This window comes from Scopulibacillus daqui (genome assembly GCF_016908855.1).
Lineage (GTDB): Bacteria > Bacillota > Bacilli > Bacillales > Sporolactobacillaceae > Scopulibacillus_A > Scopulibacillus_A daqui.
The window spans coordinates 82,523-106,746 of record NZ_JAFBER010000008.1 but is presented as its reverse complement, the minus strand read 5'-3'; the positions used below and the strand labels follow the sequence as shown (position 1 = coordinate 106,746).

The 24,224-nt window shown below is 41.6% G+C and carries 25 protein-coding genes and 3 riboswitches; of the genes, 16 read left to right on the top strand and 9 right to left on the bottom strand.

The window, feature by feature from the left end:
* Positions 1-63: 63 nt before the first annotated feature.
* The 4 genes from JOD45_RS08110 (at position 64) to JOD45_RS08095 (ending at position 2,926) form a co-directional block, all read left to right on the top strand.
* Entirely contained in the window at positions 64-630 is a 567-nt protein-coding gene (locus tag JOD45_RS08110; RefSeq protein WP_205003383.1) for a UbiX family flavin prenyltransferase, read from the top strand.
* A 24-nt stretch (positions 631-654) separates the two neighbouring features.
* The gene (locus tag JOD45_RS08105) at positions 655-2,076 is read left to right on the top strand and encodes a non-oxidative hydroxyarylic acid decarboxylases subunit C (protein ID WP_205003382.1); all 1,422 of its coding nucleotides are present in this window, start codon (positions 655-657) and stop codon (positions 2,074-2,076) included.
* Between the two features lie 16 nt (positions 2,077-2,092).
* A complete protein-coding gene (locus tag JOD45_RS08100; RefSeq protein ID WP_205003381.1) occupies positions 2,093-2,320 on the top strand; it encodes a non-oxidative hydroxyarylic acid decarboxylases subunit D in 228 nt (75 codons plus the stop codon).
* Between the two features lie 144 nt (positions 2,321-2,464).
* Positions 2,465-2,926: a pyridoxamine 5'-phosphate oxidase family protein gene (locus JOD45_RS08095; protein ID WP_205003404.1), complete on the top strand. Its 462-nt coding sequence runs from the start codon at positions 2,465-2,467 to the stop codon at positions 2,924-2,926.
* A gap of 22 nt (positions 2,927-2,948) precedes the next feature.
* On the opposite strand, the gene JOD45_RS08090 is transcribed toward JOD45_RS08095, so the two are convergent.
* The 3 genes from JOD45_RS08090 to def all read right to left on the bottom strand — a co-directional run bounded on the left by JOD45_RS08090 (position 2,949) and on the right by def (position 4,402).
* Positions 2,949-3,131 (bottom strand): YkvS family protein, encoded by a 183-nt coding sequence (locus tag JOD45_RS08090; protein ID WP_205003380.1) that lies wholly within the window; start codon positions 3,129-3,131, stop codon positions 2,949-2,951.
* A 160-nt stretch (positions 3,132-3,291) separates the two neighbouring features.
* The gene (locus JOD45_RS08085; RefSeq protein ID WP_205003379.1) at positions 3,292-3,771 is read right to left on the bottom strand and encodes an Hsp20/alpha crystallin family protein; all 480 of its coding nucleotides are present in this window, start codon (positions 3,769-3,771) and stop codon (positions 3,292-3,294) included.
* Between the two features lie 73 nt (positions 3,772-3,844).
* Entirely contained in the window at positions 3,845-4,402 is a 558-nt protein-coding gene (gene def / locus JOD45_RS08080) for a peptide deformylase (RefSeq protein ID WP_205003378.1), read from the bottom strand.
* 106 nt (positions 4,403-4,508) lie between these two features.
* Between def and JOD45_RS08075 the strand changes: the two genes are divergently transcribed.
* Positions 4,509-6,212, top strand: coding sequence for a DUF6044 family protein (locus JOD45_RS08075; protein ID WP_275583937.1), 1,704 nt, complete (start codon positions 4,509-4,511; stop codon positions 6,210-6,212).
* Between the two features lie 151 nt (positions 6,213-6,363).
* Entirely contained in the window at positions 6,364-6,618 is a 255-nt protein-coding gene (locus JOD45_RS08070) for a hypothetical protein (protein WP_205003376.1), read from the top strand.
* 38 nt (positions 6,619-6,656) lie between these two features.
* Here the strand turns inward: JOD45_RS08070 and JOD45_RS08065 are convergent, their stop codons facing one another.
* Both JOD45_RS08065 and JOD45_RS08060 read right to left on the bottom strand, forming a co-directional pair.
* Positions 6,657-7,835, bottom strand: a complete 1,179-nt coding sequence (locus JOD45_RS08065; RefSeq protein WP_205003375.1) for an NAD(P)/FAD-dependent oxidoreductase — start codon at positions 7,833-7,835, stop codon at positions 6,657-6,659.
* A 43-nt stretch (positions 7,836-7,878) separates the two neighbouring features.
* Positions 7,879-8,322, bottom strand: a complete 444-nt coding sequence (locus tag JOD45_RS08060; protein WP_239549149.1) for a helical membrane plugin domain-containing protein — start codon at positions 8,320-8,322, stop codon at positions 7,879-7,881.
* Between the two features lie 415 nt (positions 8,323-8,737).
* Between JOD45_RS08060 and JOD45_RS08055 the strand changes: the two genes are divergently transcribed.
* Positions 8,738-9,871, top strand: a complete 1,134-nt coding sequence (locus JOD45_RS08055; protein WP_205003374.1) for an NAD(P)/FAD-dependent oxidoreductase — start codon at positions 8,738-8,740, stop codon at positions 9,869-9,871.
* An 83-nt stretch (positions 9,872-9,954) separates the two neighbouring features.
* Here the strand turns inward: JOD45_RS08055 and JOD45_RS08050 are convergent, their stop codons facing one another.
* Complete coding sequence (locus tag JOD45_RS08050) at positions 9,955-10,899, bottom strand: DMT family transporter (RefSeq protein ID WP_205003373.1); 945 nt, start codon at positions 10,897-10,899, stop codon at positions 9,955-9,957.
* A 236-nt stretch (positions 10,900-11,135) separates the two neighbouring features.
* Here JOD45_RS08050 and JOD45_RS08045 point away from each other — a divergent pair, with 236 nt between their 5' ends.
* From JOD45_RS08045 to JOD45_RS08035, 3 genes are all read left to right on the top strand, one after another.
* A complete protein-coding gene (locus JOD45_RS08045) occupies positions 11,136-11,630 on the top strand; it encodes an Lrp/AsnC family transcriptional regulator (protein ID WP_205003402.1) in 495 nt (164 codons plus the stop codon).
* A gap of 179 nt (positions 11,631-11,809) precedes the next feature.
* On the top strand, positions 11,810-12,343 hold the full coding sequence (locus JOD45_RS08040; RefSeq protein WP_205003372.1) for a PH domain-containing protein: 534 nt from the start codon (positions 11,810-11,812) through the stop codon (positions 12,341-12,343).
* Positions 12,327-13,781, top strand: a complete 1,455-nt coding sequence (locus JOD45_RS08035; RefSeq protein WP_205003371.1) for a PH domain-containing protein — start codon at positions 12,327-12,329, stop codon at positions 13,779-13,781. The genes JOD45_RS08040 and JOD45_RS08035 overlap by 17 nt, the downstream gene beginning before the upstream one ends.
* A 97-nt stretch (positions 13,782-13,878) precedes the next feature.
* Here JOD45_RS08035 and JOD45_RS08030 read toward each other — a convergent pair whose 3' ends face one another.
* Both JOD45_RS08030 and JOD45_RS08025 read right to left on the bottom strand, forming a co-directional pair.
* Entirely contained in the window at positions 13,879-15,138 is a 1,260-nt protein-coding gene (locus tag JOD45_RS08030; protein WP_239549148.1) for a YeeE/YedE family protein, read from the bottom strand.
* A gap of 201 nt (positions 15,139-15,339) precedes the next feature.
* Positions 15,340-16,671, bottom strand: a complete 1,332-nt coding sequence (locus JOD45_RS08025; RefSeq protein WP_205003370.1) for a Na+/H+ antiporter NhaC family protein — start codon at positions 16,669-16,671, stop codon at positions 15,340-15,342.
* Between the two features lie 112 nt (positions 16,672-16,783).
* Positions 16,784-16,889, bottom strand: a riboswitch (SAM riboswitch).
* A 246-nt stretch (positions 16,890-17,135) separates the two neighbouring features.
* A riboswitch (cobalamin riboswitch) is annotated at positions 17,136-17,346 on the top strand.
* A gap of 186 nt (positions 17,347-17,532) precedes the next feature.
* On the opposite strand from JOD45_RS08025, the gene JOD45_RS08020 reads away from it, so the two are divergent.
* The 3 genes from JOD45_RS08020 to JOD45_RS08010 all read left to right on the top strand — a co-directional run bounded on the left by JOD45_RS08020 (position 17,533) and on the right by JOD45_RS08010 (position 20,061).
* A complete protein-coding gene (locus JOD45_RS08020) occupies positions 17,533-18,465 on the top strand; it encodes an ABC transporter substrate-binding protein (protein WP_205003400.1) in 933 nt (310 codons plus the stop codon).
* Entirely contained in the window at positions 18,449-19,012 is a 564-nt protein-coding gene (locus JOD45_RS08015) for a cobyric acid synthase (RefSeq protein ID WP_205003369.1), read from the top strand. Before JOD45_RS08020 ends, JOD45_RS08015 begins: the two co-directional genes overlap by 17 nt.
* 461 nt (positions 19,013-19,473) lie before the next feature.
* On the top strand, positions 19,474-20,061 hold the full coding sequence (locus JOD45_RS08010) for a cob(I)yrinic acid a,c-diamide adenosyltransferase (protein WP_205003368.1): 588 nt from the start codon (positions 19,474-19,476) through the stop codon (positions 20,059-20,061).
* A gap of 117 nt (positions 20,062-20,178) precedes the next feature.
* Here JOD45_RS08010 and JOD45_RS08005 read toward each other — a convergent pair whose 3' ends face one another.
* A complete protein-coding gene (locus JOD45_RS08005; protein WP_205003367.1) occupies positions 20,179-20,346 on the bottom strand; it encodes a hypothetical protein in 168 nt (55 codons plus the stop codon).
* Between the two features lie 329 nt (positions 20,347-20,675).
* Between JOD45_RS08005 and fni the strand changes: the two genes are divergently transcribed.
* The 3 genes from fni to JOD45_RS07990 all read left to right on the top strand — a co-directional run bounded on the left by fni (position 20,676) and on the right by JOD45_RS07990 (position 24,174).
* Complete coding sequence (fni, locus tag JOD45_RS08000; protein WP_205003366.1) at positions 20,676-21,719, top strand: type 2 isopentenyl-diphosphate Delta-isomerase; 1,044 nt, start codon at positions 20,676-20,678, stop codon at positions 21,717-21,719.
* Positions 21,720-21,792: 73 nt separating this feature from the next.
* Positions 21,793-22,155, top strand: a complete 363-nt coding sequence (locus JOD45_RS07995; RefSeq protein WP_205003365.1) for a DUF4383 domain-containing protein — start codon at positions 21,793-21,795, stop codon at positions 22,153-22,155.
* A gap of 247 nt (positions 22,156-22,402) precedes the next feature.
* Positions 22,403-22,588: riboswitch (Lysine riboswitch) on the top strand.
* A 125-nt stretch (positions 22,589-22,713) separates the two neighbouring features.
* Complete coding sequence (locus JOD45_RS07990) at positions 22,714-24,174, top strand: amino acid permease (RefSeq protein ID WP_275583936.1); 1,461 nt, start codon at positions 22,714-22,716, stop codon at positions 24,172-24,174.
* Positions 24,175-24,224 lie beyond the last annotated feature (50 nt).

Here is a 24,224-nt window from a genome sequence, read left to right as displayed (position 1 = left end):
TCATATTCTTAAACCTTTGATACGATAAAAATGCGGAATTGAAAAAGAGATGGGATGATATTCATGCGGATTATTGTTGGCATATCTGGTGCGACTGGCGCCGTTTTGGGCATTCGCATTCTGGAATTTCTTCGCACAGCAAATATTGAAACACATCTAATTATTTCAAAATGGGGAAAGGTCAACATTGGACTGGAAACACCGTATTCTGTTTCTGAAGTTGAACAGCTTGCCAGTTTCGTTTATGACCCGGGAAATCAAGCCGCAAGTATATCAAGCGGTTCGTTTCGGGCTGACGGCATGATCGTCGCCCCATGCAGCATGAAGTCACTGGCATCGATTAGAACGGGTCTTGCAGATAATTTATTAACTCGGGCGGCTGATGTGATTTTAAAAGAGAGAAAGAAATTGGTCCTTTTAACACGTGAGATGCCATTGAATGATATCCATTTAGAAAATATGCTGGCTTTATCAAGAATGGGCGCCACCATTCTTCCGCCTGCGCCTGCCTTTTACAATAAGCCTGAGACGATTGACGATATTGTCAATCACATTGCTGTGAGAACGTTAGATCAATTTGGCATTGATAGTCCGGAAGCAATAAGGTGGAACGGCATTCGGAACAAATAACGCGAATGATGAGGAGGGACATGTATGGCTTATCGAGATTTTAGAGACTTTCTAAAGACATTAGAAAATGAAGGCCAACTGTTGAATATTAATGAAGAAGTGATGCCGGAGCCGGATCTGGGTTCGGCGGCGAGGGCTATTAGTAATTTGGGAGATAAAACTCCGGCACTGTTATTTAATCGCATTAATGGGTATCATAACGCCCGGATTGCTATGAATGTCATTGGCTCATGGCCTAACCATGCTTTGATGATGGGACTGCCGAAAAATACACCGCTTAAAGAACAATTTTTTGAATTTGCCAAAAGGTACGGCCAATTTCCAGTGCCTGTTCAAAGAGAAGAGACAGCGCCGTTTCAAGAAGTTGAAATCACAGATGATATTAATTTATTTGATATTCTGCCATTGTTCCGCCTAAACCAAAGCGACGGCGGATTCTATATTGATAAAGCGGTGGTTGTTTCCTGTGATGTGGAAGACCCTGATCACTTCGGGAAGCAAAATGTAGGGATCTATCGCCTCCAAGTCAAAGGGAAAGACCGTCTCGGCATTCAGCCGGTACCGCAGCATGATATTGCGATACATCTCCGCCAAGCAGAAGAACGCGGAGAAAATTTAAAGGTTGCGATTGCCTTAGGAAATGAACCCGTCATTACGACAGTAGCGGCAACGCCATTATTATACGATCAATCCGAATACGAAATGGCAGGCGCTATTCAAGGGGAACCCTATAAAATCGTAAAAGCCAAAGACACCGACTTGGATCTCCCATGGGGAGCAGAAGTCGTTCTTGAAGGAGAAATTATCGCCGGAGAGCGGGAGTTTGAAGGTCCATTTGGTGAATTTACCGGCCATTATTCAGGCGGACGCAGTATGCCGATAATAAAAATTAACCGTGTTTGCCATCGCAAGAATCCAATTTTTGAATATTTATACTTAGGCATGCCATGGACCGAAATCGATTATATGATGGGGCTTAATACATGTGTGCCGCTCTATCAGCAACTTAAAGAGGCATTTCCAAATGAAATTGTTGCAGTTAACGCTATGTATACTCACGGCCTTTTAGCTATTATTTCAACAAAAAGCAGATACGGCGGTTTTGCAAAAGCGGTCGGCATGCGTGCTTTAACAACACCTCATGGATTGGGCTACTGCAAAATGGTCATTGTCGTTGATGAGGACGTTGATCCGTTCAATTTACCGCAGGTGATGTGGGCGCTATCAACAAAAATGCATGCGAAACATGACGCCGTTATCATTCCTGACTTATCTGTTCTTCCTCTTGATCCGGGCTCTGAGCCTGCCGGCATCACGCACAAAATGATTTTGGATGCGACAACTCCAACAGCACCTGAGACTAGAGGCCATTACTCACAACCGTTAGATTCGCCTTTGGAAACAGAAAAATGGGAGAAAATCCTAAAGGTCATGCTGAATAAATAGAAGGAGAGTGTTAGGAATGAAAACTTGCCCGCGATGTGAATCGAAAAAGACAGAAACGGTATCACAGTCACCGGTAAAAGGCGCTTGGGAAGTCTATTTATGCCCGGTTTGTATGTTCACTTGGCGCTCATCTGAACCTGAGAGCATTACAAATCCTGAAAAATATAACAAAGCTTTTAAAGTTGACCCGCAAGATATCCCGCATGCAGCTAAAGTGCCGCCTGTTCCAGAAAAAAGAGCATAACACGATTGAGTTTAAGCTAGTCTTGGAAAAGGCTGGCTTAAACAATAAAGTGTAACTTTCATCAGCGGGGGCTCATCCCCGACTGACGGTTAGTGAAAGCTTTGCGACCGGGATAAGGAATAGAAAGGATTGAAAGTCTTGAGTTTGAATGCAAAGCAACTTCCTGCGAACCTATATGAATTGCTAAATGGAGAAAACCTCGCCGATAAACAGCATGAAGCGATGATGCTGTTAACAATGGATGAAAGCATGTGGCCGCATACCGCTATGATCAGCGTCGGAGAAATCATAGCTATAACGCCAGAAAGGCTGAAACTTAGTCTATGGCCTAATACAACGACAACAAATAATATCATAAGAACAGGTAAGGCAGCTTTTGTTGTGTTTTTTGATGGGGCTGCTCATTATGTCAAGCTTTCCTTAGAAAAACTCCCGGAATTAAAAGGGGCAAAATACCATCGCGAACGTTTTGCCGCAGATATCGTTTCTTATAAGGGCGACATGGCCAAATATGCGGCAATCACTTCGGGCATCCAAATTGAACTTAAGGACCCTGACACGGTGATCAAACGCTGGGAGGAAACGATTGCAGAATTAAAATATTAAAAAGTAACCCGTTAAAATTGGGTTACCCTTTTTTTATAACCTTATATTCTTCATGTGAAAGGACAGTCCGCGGCTCGAGATTTAATTCATTGAAATTATCCATGCAGGTGAGATCCGCAATCACTGTATTATTAAATACAGAAATAACCTTAGCTTGTAAGCCGTTCCAAAATTCAATAAGATCGTTTATTTCAGCCTTTTGCATGTTGATTCGCCCCTTTAAAATTATTCCTGCCCACACTCTATACCCTTTTTTGAAAGAGTTGAAACATGGTTTCATAAAAACTTTAGCAAAAAATGTATATTTAATAAAGGGGTTTCATAGCAAAACAATAGGACTCACTAAGCGGTGAGTCCTAAATGTATTATTCAATTTCTAATGTATTGTCGGGTTTAGGATATTTCGGCCCTCTTATTTCAAGAATACCATTGTGATACCTTGCCCGTGTTTTTTGTTTGTAAATGCTGTATGGTAAAGCAACAATGCGCTCAGCCCTCTGGAATCTTCGTTCTCTCCGAAAGAAGTTATTGACATCGTTATTTTCTTCTGTTTGCTGCTCATCCACAACAGATATTCTTAGGCGGTCGCCCAGCGGTTCAATATGAATGTTTTCTTTATTAACGCCGGGAATTTCTGCTTTTACAACCCACTCTGAATCCGTTTCGTATAAATCAACGGGGAAGTACGACATAAATGGTGCTGCCGCCTGCTGGAAAAAAGCATCTATTGAGTCGAGAATGCTTCTATGCGGCTCATTTGCAAAAAAGTTGTCGAATTTCTTTATAAAATCATGTGGAAAACCGCTTGCTGGTTTGTCAGGAAGATGATTGTTATTATTATCCATGGTTATCCTCCCTTGTGATAAGTTTCTCAACAATATCTTATGGGAAGAGGATAATTTTGGTATGGGCAATGCCCTAATATAAACTTCGAATGGGTACGTCATCAGGCAGCTTAAAAGGGTTTTCTTTATTTATGCGATCATAGAACATCATGCCGTTTAGATGGTCAATTTCATGCTGAATGACAATCGATGCATAATCTTTTAACTTTATTTCTAACATTTTGCCGTTTTCATCATAAGCCTTTACTTTAATTCGTTCGTACCTGGGAACAAAACCGGGGACGCTGCGGTCAACAGACAAGCACCCTTCGCCTTGCGGCAGATATATCATACTGACCGAATGGCTGATGATTTTAGGATTAACTAACGCATATTTGTGCAGCCGGCCTTTTTCATCGTTGAAGTAAGCTGTAAACATGCGCTTATTTAAGCCGAGCTGATTGGCTGAGAGTCCAACTCCCGGCCTCAATTGATATCGTTCAGCCAATTCCGGATCCTGGCTATCTTTCAGAAATTGCATCATATTAAATAATATTTGCTTATCTTCCTCTGAAGGGGGAACAGGCACTTCATCCGTTACCGTTCGCAAAATCGGGTTTCCTTCTCGGACAATATCCTTCATTGTGAGCATATTTTTCCCTCCTTTTGCCTATAAATCAATAAAAACATCATCCTGAGATTATAAAATGCCTGATCATTAGCAATCATAATTAATGATGTTTATGATGATGAACTGAATGATTGGGGAGAAACAGACTTTGTTAAGCCTTTTAAATCTCTTAAAAAAACATTATCTTATAGTGATCGGCATCATGCTTCTTTTATTATACTTGTCTCCTTATGTCATTTTGGGAGAAGATGCTCATATCAGGGTCCATGACAATCTTGATTCCAATGTGGCATGGTATAAAGTGCTTGCTGACAGCGGCAAATTATTCGGCGGCGTTCATGAAAAAATCCCCAACATTATGAATGGCCTTTCAAGGAATTCGCTTGAACCAGACTTTAATATACTGGTTCTTCTTTATTTCATTTTTAAACCGTTTACAGCCTATGTGATGAATGAATTCTTGATGCGTTTTCTTGCTTTTTTCGGCATGTATTTACTGTTGAAAAGGCATTTTATCAAAGAAGATAAATATTTAATCATTGTTGCCGGGACGGCGCTTGCTTTTGCGGTTTTGCCTTTCTGGCCATCCGGCGGCGGATCAATTGCCGGTCTGCCTCTTGCGCTTTATGCCTTTTTAAATATTAGAAACAGGCAAGGCTCAAAGATTGATTGGTTAATCGTGATTTTACTTCCATTTTATGCGAGTTTCGTGTTAAGTTTTGCGTTTTTTTTAGCTTGTATGGGCGTCTTTGGGCTTATTGACTGGATCAAAACGAGGCGGTTTCATTATTCATTTTTTTCAGCTATCGTGATCATGACTATTGTATTTTTATTTGTAAACTATCGCATTATTTATGAAATGTTTTTCAGCCCGGAATTTATATCGCATAGGGAAGCCTTTAACCGAGGCAATTGGAGTGCTGTTATTTCATTAGCGATTGCTATTGGTGTTTTTATTTTTGGACAGACTCATGTTATTCGTCTGACGCACTATATTGTGCTGCCGGCTATTATCGCGGCTTTTATCATCGCTCACAGAAAAAAGGTTAATGTCCGTTTGTTAAAATATTTATTTTTGCTTAATCTGCTTTTTTCATTCATTTTTGGGTTGTATTGTTGGGGCGGGCTAAAAAAAATAAAGGAAAAATGGAGTATTTTTGAAACCTTTAATTTCGGCCGCTTTCATTTTCTTGAGCCGCCGGTTTGGTATATTTGTTTTGCTTTGGCATTGATCGTTATTTGGCAGTCGACCAAAAAATTTGGGAAACCCATTGCGCTGTCCCTTCTTTGTGCTCAAATTATTCTTTTGTTTTTGTTTAATGACGAATTAAAGTACCGTTATTTCCATTACCCGTCATACGCTGAATTTTATTCAAAGCCTTTGTTTCAAGACATCAAGAAATATATAGGGAAGGATCCGGCCGATTACCGGGTCGTCAGCATTGGCATTCATCCGAGCATTGCTCAATATAACGGCTTTTATACTTTGGATGGTTACGTGGTCAGCTACCCGTTGGCGTATAAGAAAAATTTCAGGGAAATTATTGCCCCAGAACTGGCAAAAAACCAGTCAATCAGAAGATATTTTGACAATTGGGGGAGCCGCGCTTATATCTTTACAGCAGAACTGGGCAAGCATTATATGTATGATGGCGGACGAAAAAAGATTCATCATCTCGATCTTAACACAGACGCATTAAAGCGAATGGGCGGGAGCTATATTCTATCAGCTGTCCGGATTCTGAATGCCAAGGAGGAGAGGTTAACCCTTTTAAGATCATTTCAGAATAAAGCATCGCCTTGGAAAATTTATTTGTATAAAGTGGAATAGCTGTTAAACGGAAAGAGCATGACAGTCTGAAAAAAGTTTTATATTTTCTATTGTATTTGCTAATCATAAGAATAATATAAACACTTAGGGCCAATTGGGGAGAGCACATGATACAGCGGACTTGTAAAAGTCTTTTAAGGAGGATATGAACATGGAAGAACAAGAGCAAATTTTGCAGCGTGCCATCGATGCTGCAGAGCAGGCGCGGCAATCGTGCGAGAAAGCCAAATTAAAGGGAGATCCCCGTCTGATTGAAAAAGCCGAAAAGCAATCGCATGAAGCACAAATGCTTCTTCTAAAAGCAACAACTCAGTGTGAAGGGGATGACTCTATTCAGGAAATAAAGAAAGCGAAGGATGAGCTGGCGGAATTGCAATTTTCAATGCTGGATCTAAAAGAGGAATAATGAAAAAGCTGACTGTGAAGGTACAGTCAGCTTTTTCATTAATAAGCCAAGCTAAATAGCCCTTTAATATGTGACAAGTAGCGAACATTACTAGCTTCTTTCATAAGGGATGCCGGAAGTCCTTTAAGCGGTGTAGAGTTGCCGCCGATAATAGCAACGGCGTCTTTGCGTCCTAAGCTTGCAAGCGTTCCGGAATTGACAAACTTAAATGATTCAAATGCTTTGTTTTCTAAGTATGCGTATAAATTGTAGCCGATAAGCTCGCCCATTTGCCAAGCAATCTGTGCAGTTGGCGGATAAGGACGGTCATTCGGGCCAAAGAAAACAGCGCTGTCGCCAGCTACAAATACATCTTTGTGCGACGTTGATTGCAAGTATTCATTAACTGTTGCCCGTCCGCGGTTTACTTCAAGGCCTGATTCACCTATTAGAGGATTACCTTGTACACCGCCTGTCCAAACGAATGTATTGGCTTTAATTTTTTGGCCGTCTTTTAATTCAATCACATTGCCGTTAACTTTTGTAACAGGAAGCCCAGTTAGGAACTTCACACCGCGTGCTTCAAGACTTGTTTGGGCACGCTCGATTAATTCATCCGGTAAAACAGGAAGGATTTTTGGACCTGCTTCAACAAGCATCAATTTCACGTCTTCAGGATTGATGCCGTATTTTTTCGCAAGCTTAGGCATTTCATCAGCGATTTCGCCAACGAGTTCAACGCCGGTGAGTCCGCCGCCGCCAATGAGAATAGCGGCATCTGCTTCATCTTTTGTTTCAGCGTATTTGCGAATTTTTTCGTTAATATGGTTAAATATCTTGTTTGCGTCATCCGCAGATTTTAATACCATGCTGTTTTCTTCTAGTCCCGGAATGCCGAAATAAGCTGTTTGGCTTCCTAAGGCCACAACGAGTGCATCATAAGTTAATGTTGTGTTATCAGATAGTTTTACTTCTTTGTTGTCTACAGAAAATGATTCAACTTTAGCGATTTTAAGATCAATATCTTTTCCTTTGAAAAGTTTCTCTAATGGCAGTGCAATCGCCTGCTCAGAAACATTCCCTGCTGCGAGGCGGTGCAATTCTGTGATGATTTGGTGTGTCGGATACTGATTAACGACTGTTACTTTGGCTTCTGATTGGCTGAAATATTTGCGTACATTTAGAGCAGCAAGAACGCCGCCGTAACCAGCGCCTAAGATGACAATTTGTTTTGACATAGTATTATCTCCCGTCTTTTTCTAATTAAGTATCGAAAATAAATTATTTGTTGTTTTCACGAGCTGCAGAGATTTGAAGATAAGCATTAATGAAACGGAAGAGTTTCTGTACTTGCGGGTCTTTGATCATTTTAATCAGACCAAAGAGACCGATCACTTCATTGCTAACCTCTGCGCGGTCTTTTGCTTCGATAGCTGTTGCTGCGATGTTTTTCACCGAATCTTTCACCGGATCGGCAATTTCTTTAATTGCGCCTACAGTATCATTCTTTAATACTTCGTCGGTAGTGAGTGATTGAGCAAGATCATAAGTCTTAGTTAGAATGTTGACGAGTTCAGTCAACTTTGGAAGCTGCTCGACTAAGACAGTTAAAGATTCCTGAACTTCAGGTTTTAACAGCTGGTCAAGCACATCAAGTTGTTTTAGGTTTGCAGACGAATTAACTGCTTCTTGTTCAGGTTTTGCCTGAGTAATTGTTTCTGACATATCCGATTCTCCTCTACGTTAAGCACAGCTTAAATTTTGGAAGTTTAAGGGGCTTCCAAGGACCTCTGAAGACTTAATAGTTCATAAAAAATCTTGTGAAGGACTTCACAAGCATCCATAAAAAATAATATACCTAATTTTATAAACTATCAATACTTCTGCTTGATTTTACAAGAAAAGGGATAACAGCGGAAAGCAAAAAATGGTTCATTTAAAAGTTTTTCTCTTCCTATTTAATTGTGAACCTGCGCGCTGATGCCCAGCGGCCCGGCATCTGTTTTTCTATATTTTCCCTAATGCTGTATACCCGTACAGCTGGCCTTTCCGCTTACATTAGGGAAAACTTAGGCATTTGAGCCAGGTTAGACTGTTCTGTAAAATAATAAATAACATGAGATCAGAAAAAGGTGTTTGTATGCAAAATGTTATAGTCATAGGAGCAGGTATTCTTGGCGCCTCGGCAGGTTATCATCTTGCTAAAGGCGGGGCAAACGTTACGATAGTTGACCGTCAAGACCCGGGCCAGGCCACAGACGCTGCTGCAGGGATTGTCTGTCCCTGGCTTTCGCAAAGGCGGAATCAAGCCTGGTATCGGCTGGCAAAAGGCGGGGCAAGATATTATCCGGAACTGATTAAAGAGCTTGAAGCATGCGGCGAAACTGATACAGGGTACGCGCGGGTTGGCGCAATAAGTATTCATCAAGATGAACAAAAGTTAGAAAAGATGGTGGAAAGAGCGATAAAACGCCGCCAAGACGCACCGGAAATCGGCGAAATCACTCAACTGACGCCTGAGGAAACACGGGCATTGTTTCCGCTGTTAGCCGAAGGATACGGCTCTGTACATGTCAGCGGGGCGGCGAGAGTCAATGGACGCGCCCTGTGCCGGTCTCTGATACATGCCGCTGAAAAATACGGGGCTTCTGTGATTCGCGGGCATGCTGAAATCGTCTGCAAAAATAATGAGCTAACAGGTGTTAAGGTGGACGGTGAGATACTGGCTGCCGATAAAGCGGTCATTACAGCAGGTGCTTGGGCGAAAGACCTTGTTAAGCCATTAGGAATACATTTTCTGGTGACGTCACAGAAAGCGCAAATCGTTCATCTTCATTTGCCCAATACTGATACAAGCCAATGGCCGGTTGTTATGCCGCCGAATGACCAGTACCTCTTAGCCTTTGACGGCGGCCGGATAGTGGCGGGCGCTACACACGAAAATGATGCCGGACTTGATTGCCGGGTGACAGCGGGCGGACTTCATGAAATCTTTGATAAAGCTTTTGCTGCTGCGCCGGGATTGGCTGACAGTACAGTAATAGAAACGAGAGTAGGATTCCGTCCGTTCACCCCGGGATTTCTGCCTGTCATTGGTGAGCTGCCGGGATATAAGGGGATATTAGCTGCCAATGGACTGGGCGCTTCAGGACTGACAGTCGGACCTTATTTAGGAGCTGAGCTGGCGAAACTTGCTCTTGGCGAACCATTAGAAATTAATCTTAGTGACTATGATGTGGCTGGAGCTATCGAAGGAAAATCCAGCGCTAAATAATGCCCTGTTTACCATTAGGTTAAAACAGCCGGATTCACGCCTTTTTACGAGGATATCAGGCTGTTTTATTTGATGTTCTTCGATTATGGCAATCCTTTCTTCCGGGCAAGCGCTGTCTTTGACATCTGCGCGTGAACGCCTTTCCGTCTTATTAACGGTTTTGATTTAAAGTAAGAGAATAAATAACAGCCAATAATGACGATTGCACTCCCGAAGACCTGTATCCATGTCATTTGCTCTCCTAATAATAGAAAAGCTAAGACAGCTGTAAAAATTGGATTGAAATTCAAGAAAATGCCCGAAGCTGAGGCGCCTAATTTTTGGACCCCTATATTCCAAAATACCATGCATAGGACTGTAGAGACGACGCCTGTGTATAAAAGGGATTCAATAAAAGAAGCGTTAATATGTGATATTGTAAAATCAGACAAATTAAATGGAAGAAGAAATATAAGCCCGAATAGGCCAGAGTATAATGTCGACATCATGGGCGATGTCTTTGTCGTTGCCCATCTTGAACACACTGAATATATCCCCCATATGCCGACAGCTGCCAGCATCCATAAGTCGCCTTCATTAAAATGCAGTGAAAGTAAAAGGTCTATGTTTCCTTTGGAGAGAACAAGAATAACGCCAGAAAATGACAGAATCATAGATACAGCCTGCAAAATATTTATTTTTTCTTTTAAGAATAAGAAAGAAAAAGCAGCGATTGAAATGGCATTTAATGTTGAGATTAATCCGACATTAGTTGCGGTTGTCCTTTCCAATGCCCAAAATTGAAAAAGATTGAATAGGACAACCCCCGTGATGCCCATGAATGCTAAGGGAAGAATGGCATCTCTTGGCGGTAAGATCCGTTTTTCTTTTCGCCATACAATGGGAAAAAGACAAACAACGGCAATGATCCATCTTAAGCTCGTTAAGGTTGCCGGCGAAGCGTGGCCAACCAGCGACTTTCCAACGACAAAGTTTCCTCCCCATAATAGGCTTGTTAACAGCAGCAATAAATAATAGAAAATCTCCATGGACCTGACTCCTTTTCATATGTCGCTCAAAAATGAAAAACATTGAAACTGCAAGGTGCAATGAATTAGAATGGTTATATATTTTTTAAATAATTTTAACACTTTACGATGTTTTGTTTTGTTGAATAACATAAATTCAAAATAAAATTAAACAAATGATATTAAAAATTTAGTTATCTTCATTTTCTTGGGCGAAAAAGCGCTGTTTTTCGAAGATTTGAAAGGGGAGAATAAAGCTGGAATCATTCGTAAGCAAAGAATTGGATGATGTTGACATTCAAATTTTAGATGCGCTGCAAAAAGAGGCGCAATTAAGCAATGTGGAGCTGGCACGGCGTTTAAACTTATCTCCGCCGGCCACGCATGCCAGGGTAAAAAGATTAGCCGGCAACGGTTTTATTGACCGCCAAGTGGCCATTTTAAATCGAGAAAAGCTTGGTTTCGATCTGTTATGTTTTATTTTTGTGAGTACGAATATTCATCAAGCTGAAAAGCTCGAAGTGTTGGAGAAAGAATTAAAGTCTATGCCGGAAGTATTGGAGTGTTATTGTTTAACGGGGGATTATGACTATCTTTTAAAAGTTGCAAACAAAGATCGGAAGGAATTAGAGGCGTTCATCAGGAAATTAAACAGGCTTGGCATCACAAGAATTCAAACAAGCTTGGCACTAAGGGAAATCAAATATTCAACGGTTCTGCCAATAAATGAACCTCATCATCCCTATGACTAATAAATAAGCGGCCTGCTCCGGGGACGGCTGCTTTGATAATAAATAATGTGATGTTGCGAAAAAGCACTTTTTTGGATACATTTATCTAAAGAGGTGCTTTTTGGTTAACTATTAAAATACCGTCATTAATTAATAGAATGATGATTTTGTTTATACGTAAGTTACAAAATTGACGGGGGGTGGGGAAAGCGATGCAAGAACCGCAACAAAGGATTTCGCCGAATGCGGTAAAGGTGTGGCGGATCAAATCTGCCATAGAATGTGTCATTGGATTTTGCATATTAGGAGTGCTGTTATATCTGCACAATCATTATCATTGGCCAAATTGGACAGCAGTGGTTCTTTATGCTCTTGTCGTTTCAGCCTTGTTTTATTACGCTGGAGAAATATTATTTTTTCCTGTTTACCGTCAACGGACTTGGCGATATGAGATTGATGAGAATTACATTCAATTAAAACACGGAGCATGGAAAAAAACACACTTAATGATCCCAATGACAAAGGTTCAATTTGTGAATACAAGACAGGGGCCGCTGCTGCGCCAATACGGCTTGGCTGCAATCGAGATTGGGACGATGGCCTCGACCCATAAAATACCGGCTATCCCGGAAAGAGAAGCGGAAGAGCTGCGGTCGAGTATCGCATTTTTAGCGAAAGTGACTGAATCTGATGAAGAGATAGGAGTTTCATTAAATAATGAACAAAGTTCGTAACGATATGCATAAAGCCCGGCGAATGCATCCGTTCTGGATAATTTCTTCAATCTTTGCTTCCGCTAAGGAATTTCTTGTCCCATCTGTCATGGTTTTTATGATTCACATGGGCTCAGATTCTATCATTATGAATCTTGTAAAATTCGGATTGATTCTCTATTTGATTTACGTTGTGATTTCCGTATGGCTGCACTGGCGGCGTTTTAAGTATTATTTTACAGATAAAGAATTGTATATTCATGAAGGACGTTTCATTGTGGAGAAGCGTATTATTCCATTAGAGCGCATTCAAAATGTCCAACAGAATACTTCCTTTTTTCATCGAATATTCAACCTTACGTCTCTTACCCTTAATACCGGGGCGAGTGGTAATGAGTCTTCTGTCAATCTTGAAATGATTACTCGTCAGGAGGCTGTGCGAATACAAGATTATTTGAACTCTCGTGCCGGAAATAAAAAAGAGCAGCCGGGCGAAGAACATTCAGCAGATGACGCTTTACGAAAGGTTCATTATGAGATGACGTGGAAGCAAATGATGGCAGCGTCCTTCACATCATTAAGTTTATTTGCGCCTGCTCTTGTGCTGTTCGCCCTTTATTCTAAAATAGATGATTTATTTTCCATCGAGGGGTATATAAGCGAGATGATTCATTTCTTTGGAAAGTCATGGTATTTATCGGCATTCGGCGCTGCAGTTCTGTTGGCTGTCATGATATTTCTTTCGATGGGAAAGAACTGTATTCAATATGGACTATTACGAGTAACGTCGGATCAACAGCGGATTTATATTGAAAAGGGGGTTTTTAACCGTACTGAATTTTCAATTTCAAAGAAGAAAGTGCAAGCCATTAAGTTTAGTCAAACTTTTCTGCAAAGATGGTTTGGTTTTGCAAAGGTTGAACTTGTGAGTGCCGGCGGTGTCGGAAAAGAAGAAATCGAAGTCGCAAGTACAATTTTTCCCTTTATCGCTAAAAAGGAAGCTTGGCCGTTATTATCAGAAATCCTTCCATTAATTGAATTTAAATCAGAAATGACAAAACTGCCAAGATCCTCCCTTTTTGTCAAACTATTGCGTCCAAGCTATTTATGGATCATTGGGACTATAGCAGTGCTATACTTTTGGCCGTTATTATGGTATATCTCGCCTGCGTTGTTGATTTTTATTGTTATTTATCGTATTTTGAACTATTTTAACAGTTATTATGTCCTGAACGGGCCTTATATTCAACTTCAAACAGGTGCCTTTTCAACTGAATTATTTTTAACGACACGAAGAAAAATTGAGGAATTAGAAGTCAGTGACTCATGGCTGCAGCGTGCATTTGGTCTTGCTTCCTTGAAAATATCAACACGGGCCAAGCCCATCCATGTGTCAGCCATTTCCGATATTCCTAAAGAAATGGCAATCAAATATTACAAGTGGTACGCCAACCGGTGATCGGGTATTTTTACTATATTTAGAACAAATCAATAAAAAGTATAAAAGGCCGGTATTTTGTCCGACCTTTTATAACGAAACCATGCTATCATTTGGCTCAGCAAAAATGATCCTTAGAATTTGGATTAGACATGCCAAACAGCGGGCGAAGGTAAAGCGCTGCATAAGATCCGATCAAAGCCATGATCATCCAAACCCACCCATGGAGGCTGAATGATGATATGCCGCTGAAGTAGGCGCCAATGTTGCAGCCGAAGGCAAGCCTTGCGCCATAACCCATAAGCAGGCCGCCGATAATAGCGGCAAGAGCCCGGCGCAATGTGATTTTTTTCAAAAGGAATAAGCCGCCGAGTGTTGAGGCTAGAAAGGCGCCAATAAGGATGCCGAAGTCCAAAACACTTGTGGAGTCGGTGAATATGGATTGGTGAAGGCTGGCCGCCCGGCCGCCTGACCAATAACCCCATTGCGATACATCAATACCCAAAGCGCTTGCGATTTTTGATCCCCATAATGCAAATCCTGAAGTGATTCCCCATGGTGATCGTCTAACCATTAGAACAGCAGCATTAAGTACAGCTAATACAATCGCTGCGATCCATAACGGCCATGATCCGCGGAAAATCCGTTTCCATCCTGAGGCTGTCGGCAAAGGCTTGACCCTTGGCGGCCGCCGTTTCTTTTCAATCCATAGTGTCAACAATGTTATGAACCCAAATATTATGATTTGAACGGCCCATGCTCCGAAATATCCAAGGCCGGTGCTTGTTGCAAGAGAAATTGGCTTAAATGACGGCATCTGATTGACCCAGAAGTCGAAATGCCAAGCGCCGATGACGGATCCTGCGATAAAGGCGATTAAAGTCAAAAACATTTCCGAACGGCCGCCGCCAACAGCGTAAAGGGTGCCGGAAGCACAGCCGCCGCCCAGCTGCATGCCTATGCCAAAGATAAAAGCACCGAAAATTAAGCTCGTGCCAACTGGGGAAACATCTCCTTTCGGGTGACCGCCGAAGAAGCTGATGCCTGTCGAAAGGATAATGGCAAATAAAGTACTGGAAATGACCAGCATTAACATATGAGCTCTGATTCCCTCACCGTTGCCTACTGACAAAAGTCTGCGAAATGCTGATGTAAATCCGAATCTCGCATGAAATAATGTATAGCCTAATAACAAGCCAATCCAAAGCAGTATACCTTGCCTTATGCCGCCGATTGAAATAGAAAAAAAGCTTAAAATGATAGTAATCAGTGCAGCGGCAATAATTAACATCGTTTGCGGAGAACCAAGGCTGTTCGTTTGCTTTTTTATCGGCTGTTGTTCTTGATGCTTCTGCAAATGATGATGAACGGCTGCCAATTAAATCACCCCATTCCTATGAAATTAGTAGGATTTAATATTTTATACCATCATACACGATTTTGTGTCAATAATAAATAATTATCTTCGTTCGAAAATAGGGAAAATTTTTTCGGGTGGCCAGGCTGGGAGATTACAGAGAAGCGGCCCCTCCCCAAATATGGAAACGAGCCGCCTCAACACCTCTGCGTCTTTAAAATCTTAGACCTTTATATCTGCTTCTTTTTCATTCAGTTTGGCTTTACTTCGTGACGGTGAAAATCTTGGAAAACCAACCAATATGGAGATAGAGCCGCAAATCCCAATAAGAATAGGGTAAAAGGAATAAGCCATGATGCTTACGGGCGAAATAGAGGCTAATCCAGCGGCAGCCAGAAGCTGTGCGCCATAAGGGATAAAGCCTTGCCAGCAGCACGAGAAAATATCCAATAAGCTTGCTGACTTTCGCGGGTCAATCTGATATTTATCTGAAATATTTTTCGCCAAAGGCCCCGCGATAATAATTGAAATGGTGTTATTGGCTGTAGACAAGTTTGTCAGGCTGACCAATCCTGCAATACTAAATTCAGCACCTTTTTTCGATTTAATTTTGCGCGTCACAATATATAACAGGTAGTCTATGCCGCCGTTATAACGGATGATTTCTACTGTACCGCCGATCAAAATAGCCAGCATCGCCATGGTTTGCATGTTCGTGACGCCGTCGCCGATTTTTTGTAAAAGGCTTAGCCAATGGTAGCTGCCATTAAATAATCCGATTGCACCGGCAAAAATAATGCCTCCAGTTAATACAATCATCACGTTCACGCCGCACAATGCGGCAATTAATACAGCCAAATAAGGCAGAGTCTCCAAAATATTAAAATGATGCTTAGCTACTTCTGCATGGCCGCCCATTGTTAAGAAGGCCAAGATGACAATGGTTATAATAGCTGCCGGCAGAACGATAAAGAAATTGGTTTTAAATTTATCACGCATCTGCGTATTTTGGGTACGAACAGCCGCAATCGTTGTATCGGAAATAATGGACAAGTTATCGCCGAACATGGCTCCGCCAATCACAGCTGCCATTGACAAAGCTATTGAGATGTCGGTCTGGTGGCTGATACCGATGCCAATCGGCGCTAGCGCAACGATTGTTCCCATTGAAGTCCCCATAGACAAAGAAATGAAACAGCCTATAACAAATAAGCCGACTATGAGAAGGTTTTGCGGCAAAATCGACAGCGTTAAATTGACTGTGGATTCAACAGCACCCATGCCTTTAGCCACTTCTGAAAAAGCGCCTGCTAATAGGAAAATAATCACCATTAAAATAATATTAGGATGACCGGCGCCTTTACAAAAAATTTCAACCTTATCATTCAAAGGAGCCTTCCGATTCATAGTCAAAGCAACGCCCGCCGCAATAAGAATGGCTACAATGACCGGCATTTTATTAAAATCGCCGGATATGATGCCTGTCCCGAGAAATAAAACTAAAAATATAATAAAAGGCAGCAGTGCTATAGGATTTCCCTTGCTTTTTTCCATTCATCATCACCTCTCTGATCATGTTGTCTTCTATGCAGGTTTGAGAGGCCATATAAAAAAGACCTCATCTTGCCAATAAGAAGAGGTCTTATAAAGTATATAAGAAACACTCTTCTTATCTTCCAAGCCTTGAGCTTGCTGGATTTGGCACAGCACTCTCTATGGAGTCCGCTGCCGAGACTTCATCGGGCCAGTCCCTCTGTCTCTCTTGATAAGAAGATGAATTGTTAAGATATTCAAAAAGTTAGAAGAAAGTGACTTGCTTTTTCTGCTTGAAAACAAATGATGATTTCATTTTTACTATCTTACAATAAAGCGTTTAAGCCGGATTGTCAATGGAAAAATTTTCATGTTCAAAAAGATTTATTGTCTTTCATACTTATTTCTTATCTGTTTTAAAAAAGTTAAGAGAAATATATAAAGTGCTGGGAAATCTAGTATAATAGAAAATAAGCTGAACAAGTACATAGGTTATGAGATCAGGTGCTCCATGCTTTGCTTGGAGCTTAAAAGGGAAGTTTGGTGAAAATCCAGCGCGGTCCCGCCACTGTGAATGGGAAGCAGTCTAAGAACGCCACTGTATGATAAGCGCTTAGTCATTATTGAGCGCCATATGGGAAGGTTTAGGCTGCGATGACCATGAGCCAGGAGACCTGCCTGATTTCAGAACACCAATGGCCTACGCGGATAGGGGAGGTGTTGTTTAGAACAGGGCGCATGGTCTGATGATAATCGGATTTTCTTCTGTTTAAAACACACGGCACATCTCCGGTAAGCAGGGAGATGTTTTTTTCATGTCTTTAAAAGAAAATAGGAGGGATTTCAGTGAAAAAAAGATTGCTGGCATTTTTCTTAACATTGATGGTCATCCTTGGCGTATTAGCCGGATGCGGAACAACAAATCAGGATCAAAAGGCCGATAAAAGCAGTCAAGGGCCAAAACAAGAACAAACGGCCTTTCCGGTAACGATCAAAGATGGCCTTGGCGAAAACGTAACGATTAAGCATAAGCCGAAAAGAATTGTTTCAATCATTCCGAGCAATACGGAAATTGCCTTTGATTTAGGTCTAGGCAAGCAAATTGTCGGTGTGTCCGATTTTGATAATTATCCTAAAGCCGCTCTTAAAAAGACTAAAATCGGCGGCCAAAAAATGAATGTAGAAAAGATTATCTCATTGAAACCAGATCTCGTCTTAGCCCATGCCTCGTCAGCGAACAGCAGCCGTGACGGTATAAAGCAGCTTCGCGAAGCGGGTATTCCAGTCCTTATTGTCAATGATGCGGAAAGCTTTAATCAAGTCTATCAATCTATTCAAATGATTGGAAAGGCGACAGGGACAAGCCATAAGGCCGATCAAATCATCAGCGATATGAAAGCCAAAGTGGCGTCTATTAAAGAAAAGGCGAATAAAGTGCCAAAAGATAAAGAGAAAAAAGTCTATATTGAGATTTCTCCGGCACCGGATATTTATACGGCCGGTCAAGGCACCTTCATGAATGAAATGCTGAATCTCATTCATGCGAAAAATATTGCTGCTGACAAAAAAGGCTGGGTCAAGTTATCAGATGAATCTATTGTTAAGGAAAACCCGGATGTTATTTTAGCAACATACGATCAAAAAAGTGCTGTTAAGAACTTGTTGAAACGTTCAGGATGGGGCAACGTGGCAGCGGTTAAAAACAAGCAAGTCTATAGTGTGAACAGTGATCTTGTGAATCGTCCTGGGCCGCGATTAGTGGACGGCTTAGAACAAATGGCACAAGTGATTTACCCTGATGCATTTAAGAAATAAGCCCGGCTTAGAAACGGCCGCCGGTATTTGCGGCGGTTATCAAATGTTGTGTGAGCAGCTTATTGATGAAGCCGGAACAGATACAGGGGAGATAAATAAAAAGGTTCATGGTTTGGGACTTATTCCAGCTGTCACCCGCTTTCAACTAAATAAAAGAACCATCAGGTCAACAGGGGCTGTGCATCCCAAAACAGGGTTGCCGGCCGTCCCTATTGAAGGTTATGAGGTTCATCTCGGCAGAACAGATCCGCTTGATGCCAATATGACTGGGACTCCCTTTGTGTTGTTAGAAGCCGGCAAAACTGATGGCGTTTGTATTGATCAGGGGAGAATCATCGGCACTTATTTTCATCATCTATTTCATAATGATGAATGGCGGACAGTATGGCTGAACAAGCTCCGCAAGAAAAACGGCTTGCCGGAGCGTCCGTATCATCAGTCTCGCCGATCGGGTGAAAATTCATTTGATCAGCTGGCAAGACATGCAGAAGCTCATTTAGATATTGATTATTTAATCGATTTGGCTGTCAAAAGGGAGAACATTTGACGAAAAAATGGCTTGAGCGATAATCATCGGCTTGTGTTTTTACGGCATTTCCCATTCATCAAGCCATTAACCTCAGCAATAGAAATATCCGTCGGGTTATTCAAGTTCATTAACGGTTGGTTTGATGTGAGCGCTGCCTTTTTCTCATATCGGGATCGGGATAAGCGTCTGGCATTTAGGCATCCATTTAAATGTCCCGAGTCCTAATCTTGCTTCACAAGCGATTAGCGTTATAAAGAGACAGCTGCCTCTTTCCCAGGAAATAAATGAATTGTGTCGAAACAGTTAAGAGAGAGTCAATTTGGCGATTGAGAGGGAGCGGCTTACGGAGAATAGAAAGATATTGCAAATTATAGGCGGCTGGCGTTGCCAAAATGCAGCGAAAAGCGGGCTAGAGTCAATGTGGTCTGATTTGGAACCCGCAGCAAATTTAAGGATATAAATAGACAAGAGGTGATCAAATGAAAATTTATACTCGAACCGGCGATAAAGGGAAAACAGGGCTGATCGGCGGAAGGGTTGACAAGGATGATGTCCGTGTTGAAGCTTATGGCACTATTGATGAAGTGAACAGCTTTGTCGGCAAGGCGATGACAGAGCTTGATAGAGAGCGATTTCAGGATGTATTAGCAGATCTTGAAAGCATTCAGCATGAATTGTTTGATTGCGGCGGTGATTTAGCCAATGTAACGTCCCATCGTGTTTATAAGCTAAAAAAGGAATCTATTGATGAATTGGAAAAACGAATTGATCAATTTATTGAAGAAGCGCCTGATGTCGAGCGGTTTATTCTTCCCGGCGGCACAAGCGCAGCGGCAACGATTCATATTGCAAGAACAGTGACAAGGCGTGCAGAACGCTTGATCGTTAAATTAATGAAGACGAGCGATGAAGCGCCGCCGTTAGTACTCGCTTATATTAACCGGTTATCGGATTACTTCTTTGCCTTAGCCAGAGTCATTAATTTCAGGTTAAATGTCAAAGATGTTGAATACGTTCGCAGCGCTAAAGTGTTCAGGGACGGCAAACGAAAGGATAAGGAATATTAAGCGAAGCGCCGGGCAGAAAAACATTTGTTTTTAGTGAAAGGTACCGAACCGCTTTTTTAACACAGCTGACATTAAATCATTTGGAATAAGCATATTTTGCTGCATCCCCTGAGGTTCTTATTTTATCGCCCCTGAAAAGGAAGTTTGCTTTGATACGTTATAGATTTTTCGCTTCTGCTGATTGATAACGGTTGATGCCGGGATTTCTCTGCTGTTTAAAATCCCGGCAGTTTCAATAGTTATAATCCTTCCAAGGCCTTCATTTTTCATAGTTTCACTCATCATAGAATGGCTTTTCGGAAACCCTCTAACCTCTGTCCCAAATTCATCATGACCCTATTTAATTAATAAAGGCAAAAAAAAAGAGGGCTGTTGATTAGCCCAAAAGAATGTATATTGAACGGCGGGGGAAAACCGTTGTAGTTATAGTCTGGCCAAGTTTCATAGATTTATACATAAAAAATAAGATTTATTGAGACGCGCGTTCAATCATTGATCATAATGATACTTACACATGTGATATATTGGGATATATAGCTCGTATACGGTTAACAAGCCCCTTAGATGCAAAAAATATATATGAGTTAAGTTTTGTACATAAAGGAGTTATTGCTTTGACAAACCATCATTCAACGGAGAAAAGGAAATCTGAACATATAGACATTGCTTTGACGAAACAAGTGTCAGGGCGGGGGATAACGACCGGATTGGAAAATTATCGGTTCATTCATCAAGCGTTGCCGGAAATTAATTTTAACGATATCGATATTTCAACGGCATTTTTAAACAAAAAAATGAAAGCGCCCCTCGTGCTGAGTTCGATGACCGGCGGAACGGAAAGAGCTTGGAAAATTAATTTAAATTTGGCTGCCGCAGCTGAAAAAAGAGGCTGGGCGGTCGGTACCGGCTCTGTCCGTGCCGCTTTTGAAAACCCCGAGCTTTCTTATACATACAATATGAGGAAAGCGGCACCGTCTATCCCGATTTTTGCAAACCTGGGTGCCGTTCAATTAAATAAAGGATATGGCATAGATGAGTGCCGCCGTACTGTAGATATTGTACAAGCGGATGCACTTGTGCTGCACCTTAACAGCATGCAAGAAGTCTTTCAAACAGAAGGTGATACAGACTTTAGTCATTTACTGGAAAAGATTGAAAATATTTGTATGGCCCTTGGAGTTCCTGTAGGCATTAAGGAAGTAGGTATGGGCATTAACGGACAGCTGGCTAAGCAATTGTTTGAATCCGGTGTGTCATTTGTTGATGTTGCAGGCGCGGGCGGAACGTCTTGGATTCAAGTTGAAAAGTTTCGTTCAAAAGATCCTATCCGCATTCAGGCTGCTGAAGCATTCTATGATTGGGGCATTCCTACTTCGGAATGTATTGTCAGTGTGCGGGAGCATATCTCTGAAAGCAAAAAAACATTGATTGCAAGCGGAGGGCTGTCAACAGGCGTTGATGCTGCAAAAGCCATAGCATTGGGTGCTGACCTGGCGGGGTTTGGCAGATCGATTTTACGGGATGCCGCCGAATCTGAAGAAGCCCTTGACCAGACCCTTGAACGAATTGAAATGGAACTTAAAATTGCAATGTTTGGCATCGGCGTTAAGAATATAGCATCGCTGAAATCAACTCCTCTTATAAAAAAGATTGTTTAAAAGCCGCCCTTATTGGAAAGGATTGTGATTAAAATGTTAGTTTAGCAATCTTTTTCGAAAGAGGTGAATATTTATGGCAACGCATACTGTGCGTTTAATAGGCTTTATATTTCTTGTCATTGGCATTGTCGGATATTTTGTTCCGTTTGAAGGGCTTTTCTCACTAACGTTAAACCACAATATGGTGCATTTGCTTTCTGGTCTCATTATGCTGTTGAGCACGAGCAGCGAAGCGCGCAGCTCATTATCCGCAAAAGTCTTCGGCGGTCTTTACCTGCTGATGTTTTTGGCGGGTCTATTTACCCAAAACATGATGGGTATGAGGCTGCTTCCGGCCGATACAATTATGCATTTCATTATAGCTTGCGTCTTATTGTTTGCCGGCTTTAAATCAGCTGGCCTTACAAGAAATAAAACCAAAGATACTTCTATGTAATAAAATAATCTGGCTGGCCTCTTTCTCATCTTGAGAAGAGGCTTTTGTTGATGATTGAGATATATCCCTTGAAATCTGCCTTTGTTTGGGAATGCATCCCATTTTATATTAACCCTTTTAAAAATAAACTTCTCTATGTTATGATATTAAAAGATCTTGCTATTAAACATTTAGATATATGCCGGCTAATATTAAGGCACCAATATATTCTTAATTGAATAGATATAAAATCCTCATCATATAAGTAAGGTGAGGTAGAGGTCGCGGTTTTTATGAGTAATGCAGAGGAGACAAAGAGAAGTTTATGAATCTGCATGAAAGGAAAAATCGCCGAAGTTTGTTCAGGTTTCTCTTACTGGACAGGCTGGGGCTGTTACCGAATAGGGACAGAACTGTCACGCGGGCAATACCCGCGTGTTGAGCTATCGATGGAAGGTATGATGAGGGTCTTCGATACCGTCGAGAGCTTCGGCGGTATTTTTTTACCCTTCTCCTTCCCAGAGTTTAAAAGTGTGTGTTCAATTTGAACACCTTCTAAAGGAAAAGGAGAGTCAAATGATGTTAATGGATGATAGTCAACCCGAAAATGAATCAAATGAGTTAAAAAGAGGACTGAAAGCTCGGCACTTAACGATGATTTCACTGGGCGGAGCTCTTGGCACCGGCATTTTCTTGGCAAGCGGCGGTGCGGTTCATTCGGCCGGACCCGGCGGTGCGCTGACAGCGTATCTTATTATCGGTATTATGGTATATTTTCTCATGACCAGCTTAGGAGAACTTGCCGCTTATATGCCGACGAGCGGTTCTTTCAGCACTTATGCTGCGAGATTTGTCGATCCGGCCTTTGGTTTTGCGTTAGGATGGAATTATTGGTTTAACTGGGCTATTACTATTGCAGCGGAACTTTCTGCGGCGACGCTGGTTATGAAATTTTGGTTTCCGCACAGCCCATCTATATTATGGAGTGCTTTGTTTTTAGCTATTATTTTTATTCTTAACTATTTATCTGTTAAATCCTACGGCGAGTCCGAATATTGGTTCGCCTTTGTAAAAGTAGCGACTGTTATTATCTTTCTTATTGTCGGCATATTAATGATCCTCGGGATTTTTCACAGCGACACAGTAGGTTTGAAAAACTTTACAATCGGTGATGCGCCGTTTCACGGCGGGATCTTGGCAACCTTCGGCATCTTCTTAGCTGCGGGGTTCTCCTTCCAGGGCACTGAACTTTTAGGTGTCAGCGCCGGTGAAAGTGCAGATCCCGAAAAAACTGTTCCCCGGGCAATGAAAAGTGTTTTTTGGCGCATACTGTTGTTCTATATATTATCGATTTTGGTCATCAGCTTAATTATTCCTTATACGAATAAAAGTCTGGCAAGCGAAAACGTTATGGTCAGCCCGTTTACTCTAGTCTTTAAAAAAGCGGGGCTTGCTTTTGCGGCATCCGTGATGAACGCGGTTATTTTAACTGCTGTATTGTCGGCGGGGAACTCTGGACTATATGCATCAACACGTATGCTTTATGCGCTGGCCAAAGAGGGAAAAGCCCCCCGTTTTCTAACAAAAGTTAACAAACGCGGCGTGCCGGTCTGGGCGCTTATCATTACTGCTTTAATTGGCGCATTTGCCTTTCTTGCGTCCATTTTCGGAGACGGCATCGTTTATACGTGGCTCCTGAATATTTCCGGGCTATCTGGATTTATAGCTTGGCTGGGCATTGCCGTCAGTCATTATCGATTCAGGAAAGCTTATGTTGCCCAAGGACGCGATTTAAATGACTTGCCGTATCGTGCTAAATGGTTTCCATTTGGACCGATATTTGCCTTTGTTGTTTGTATGATTGTTGTCATCGGGCAGAATTATAATGCTTTTCTCGGCGGACATATTGATTGGAAAGGGATATTTGTTTCATATATCGGCATACCGATCTTCTTAGTGATTTGGCTGGGATATAAGTTTATTAAAAAAACAAAAGTCATTCCTCTTAAGGAATGTGACTTTGAATCAAAAATAGACTAAGTTCTAAATGGAATGATGTGACATTAATATTCAGTTGACAAAAAAAGAAT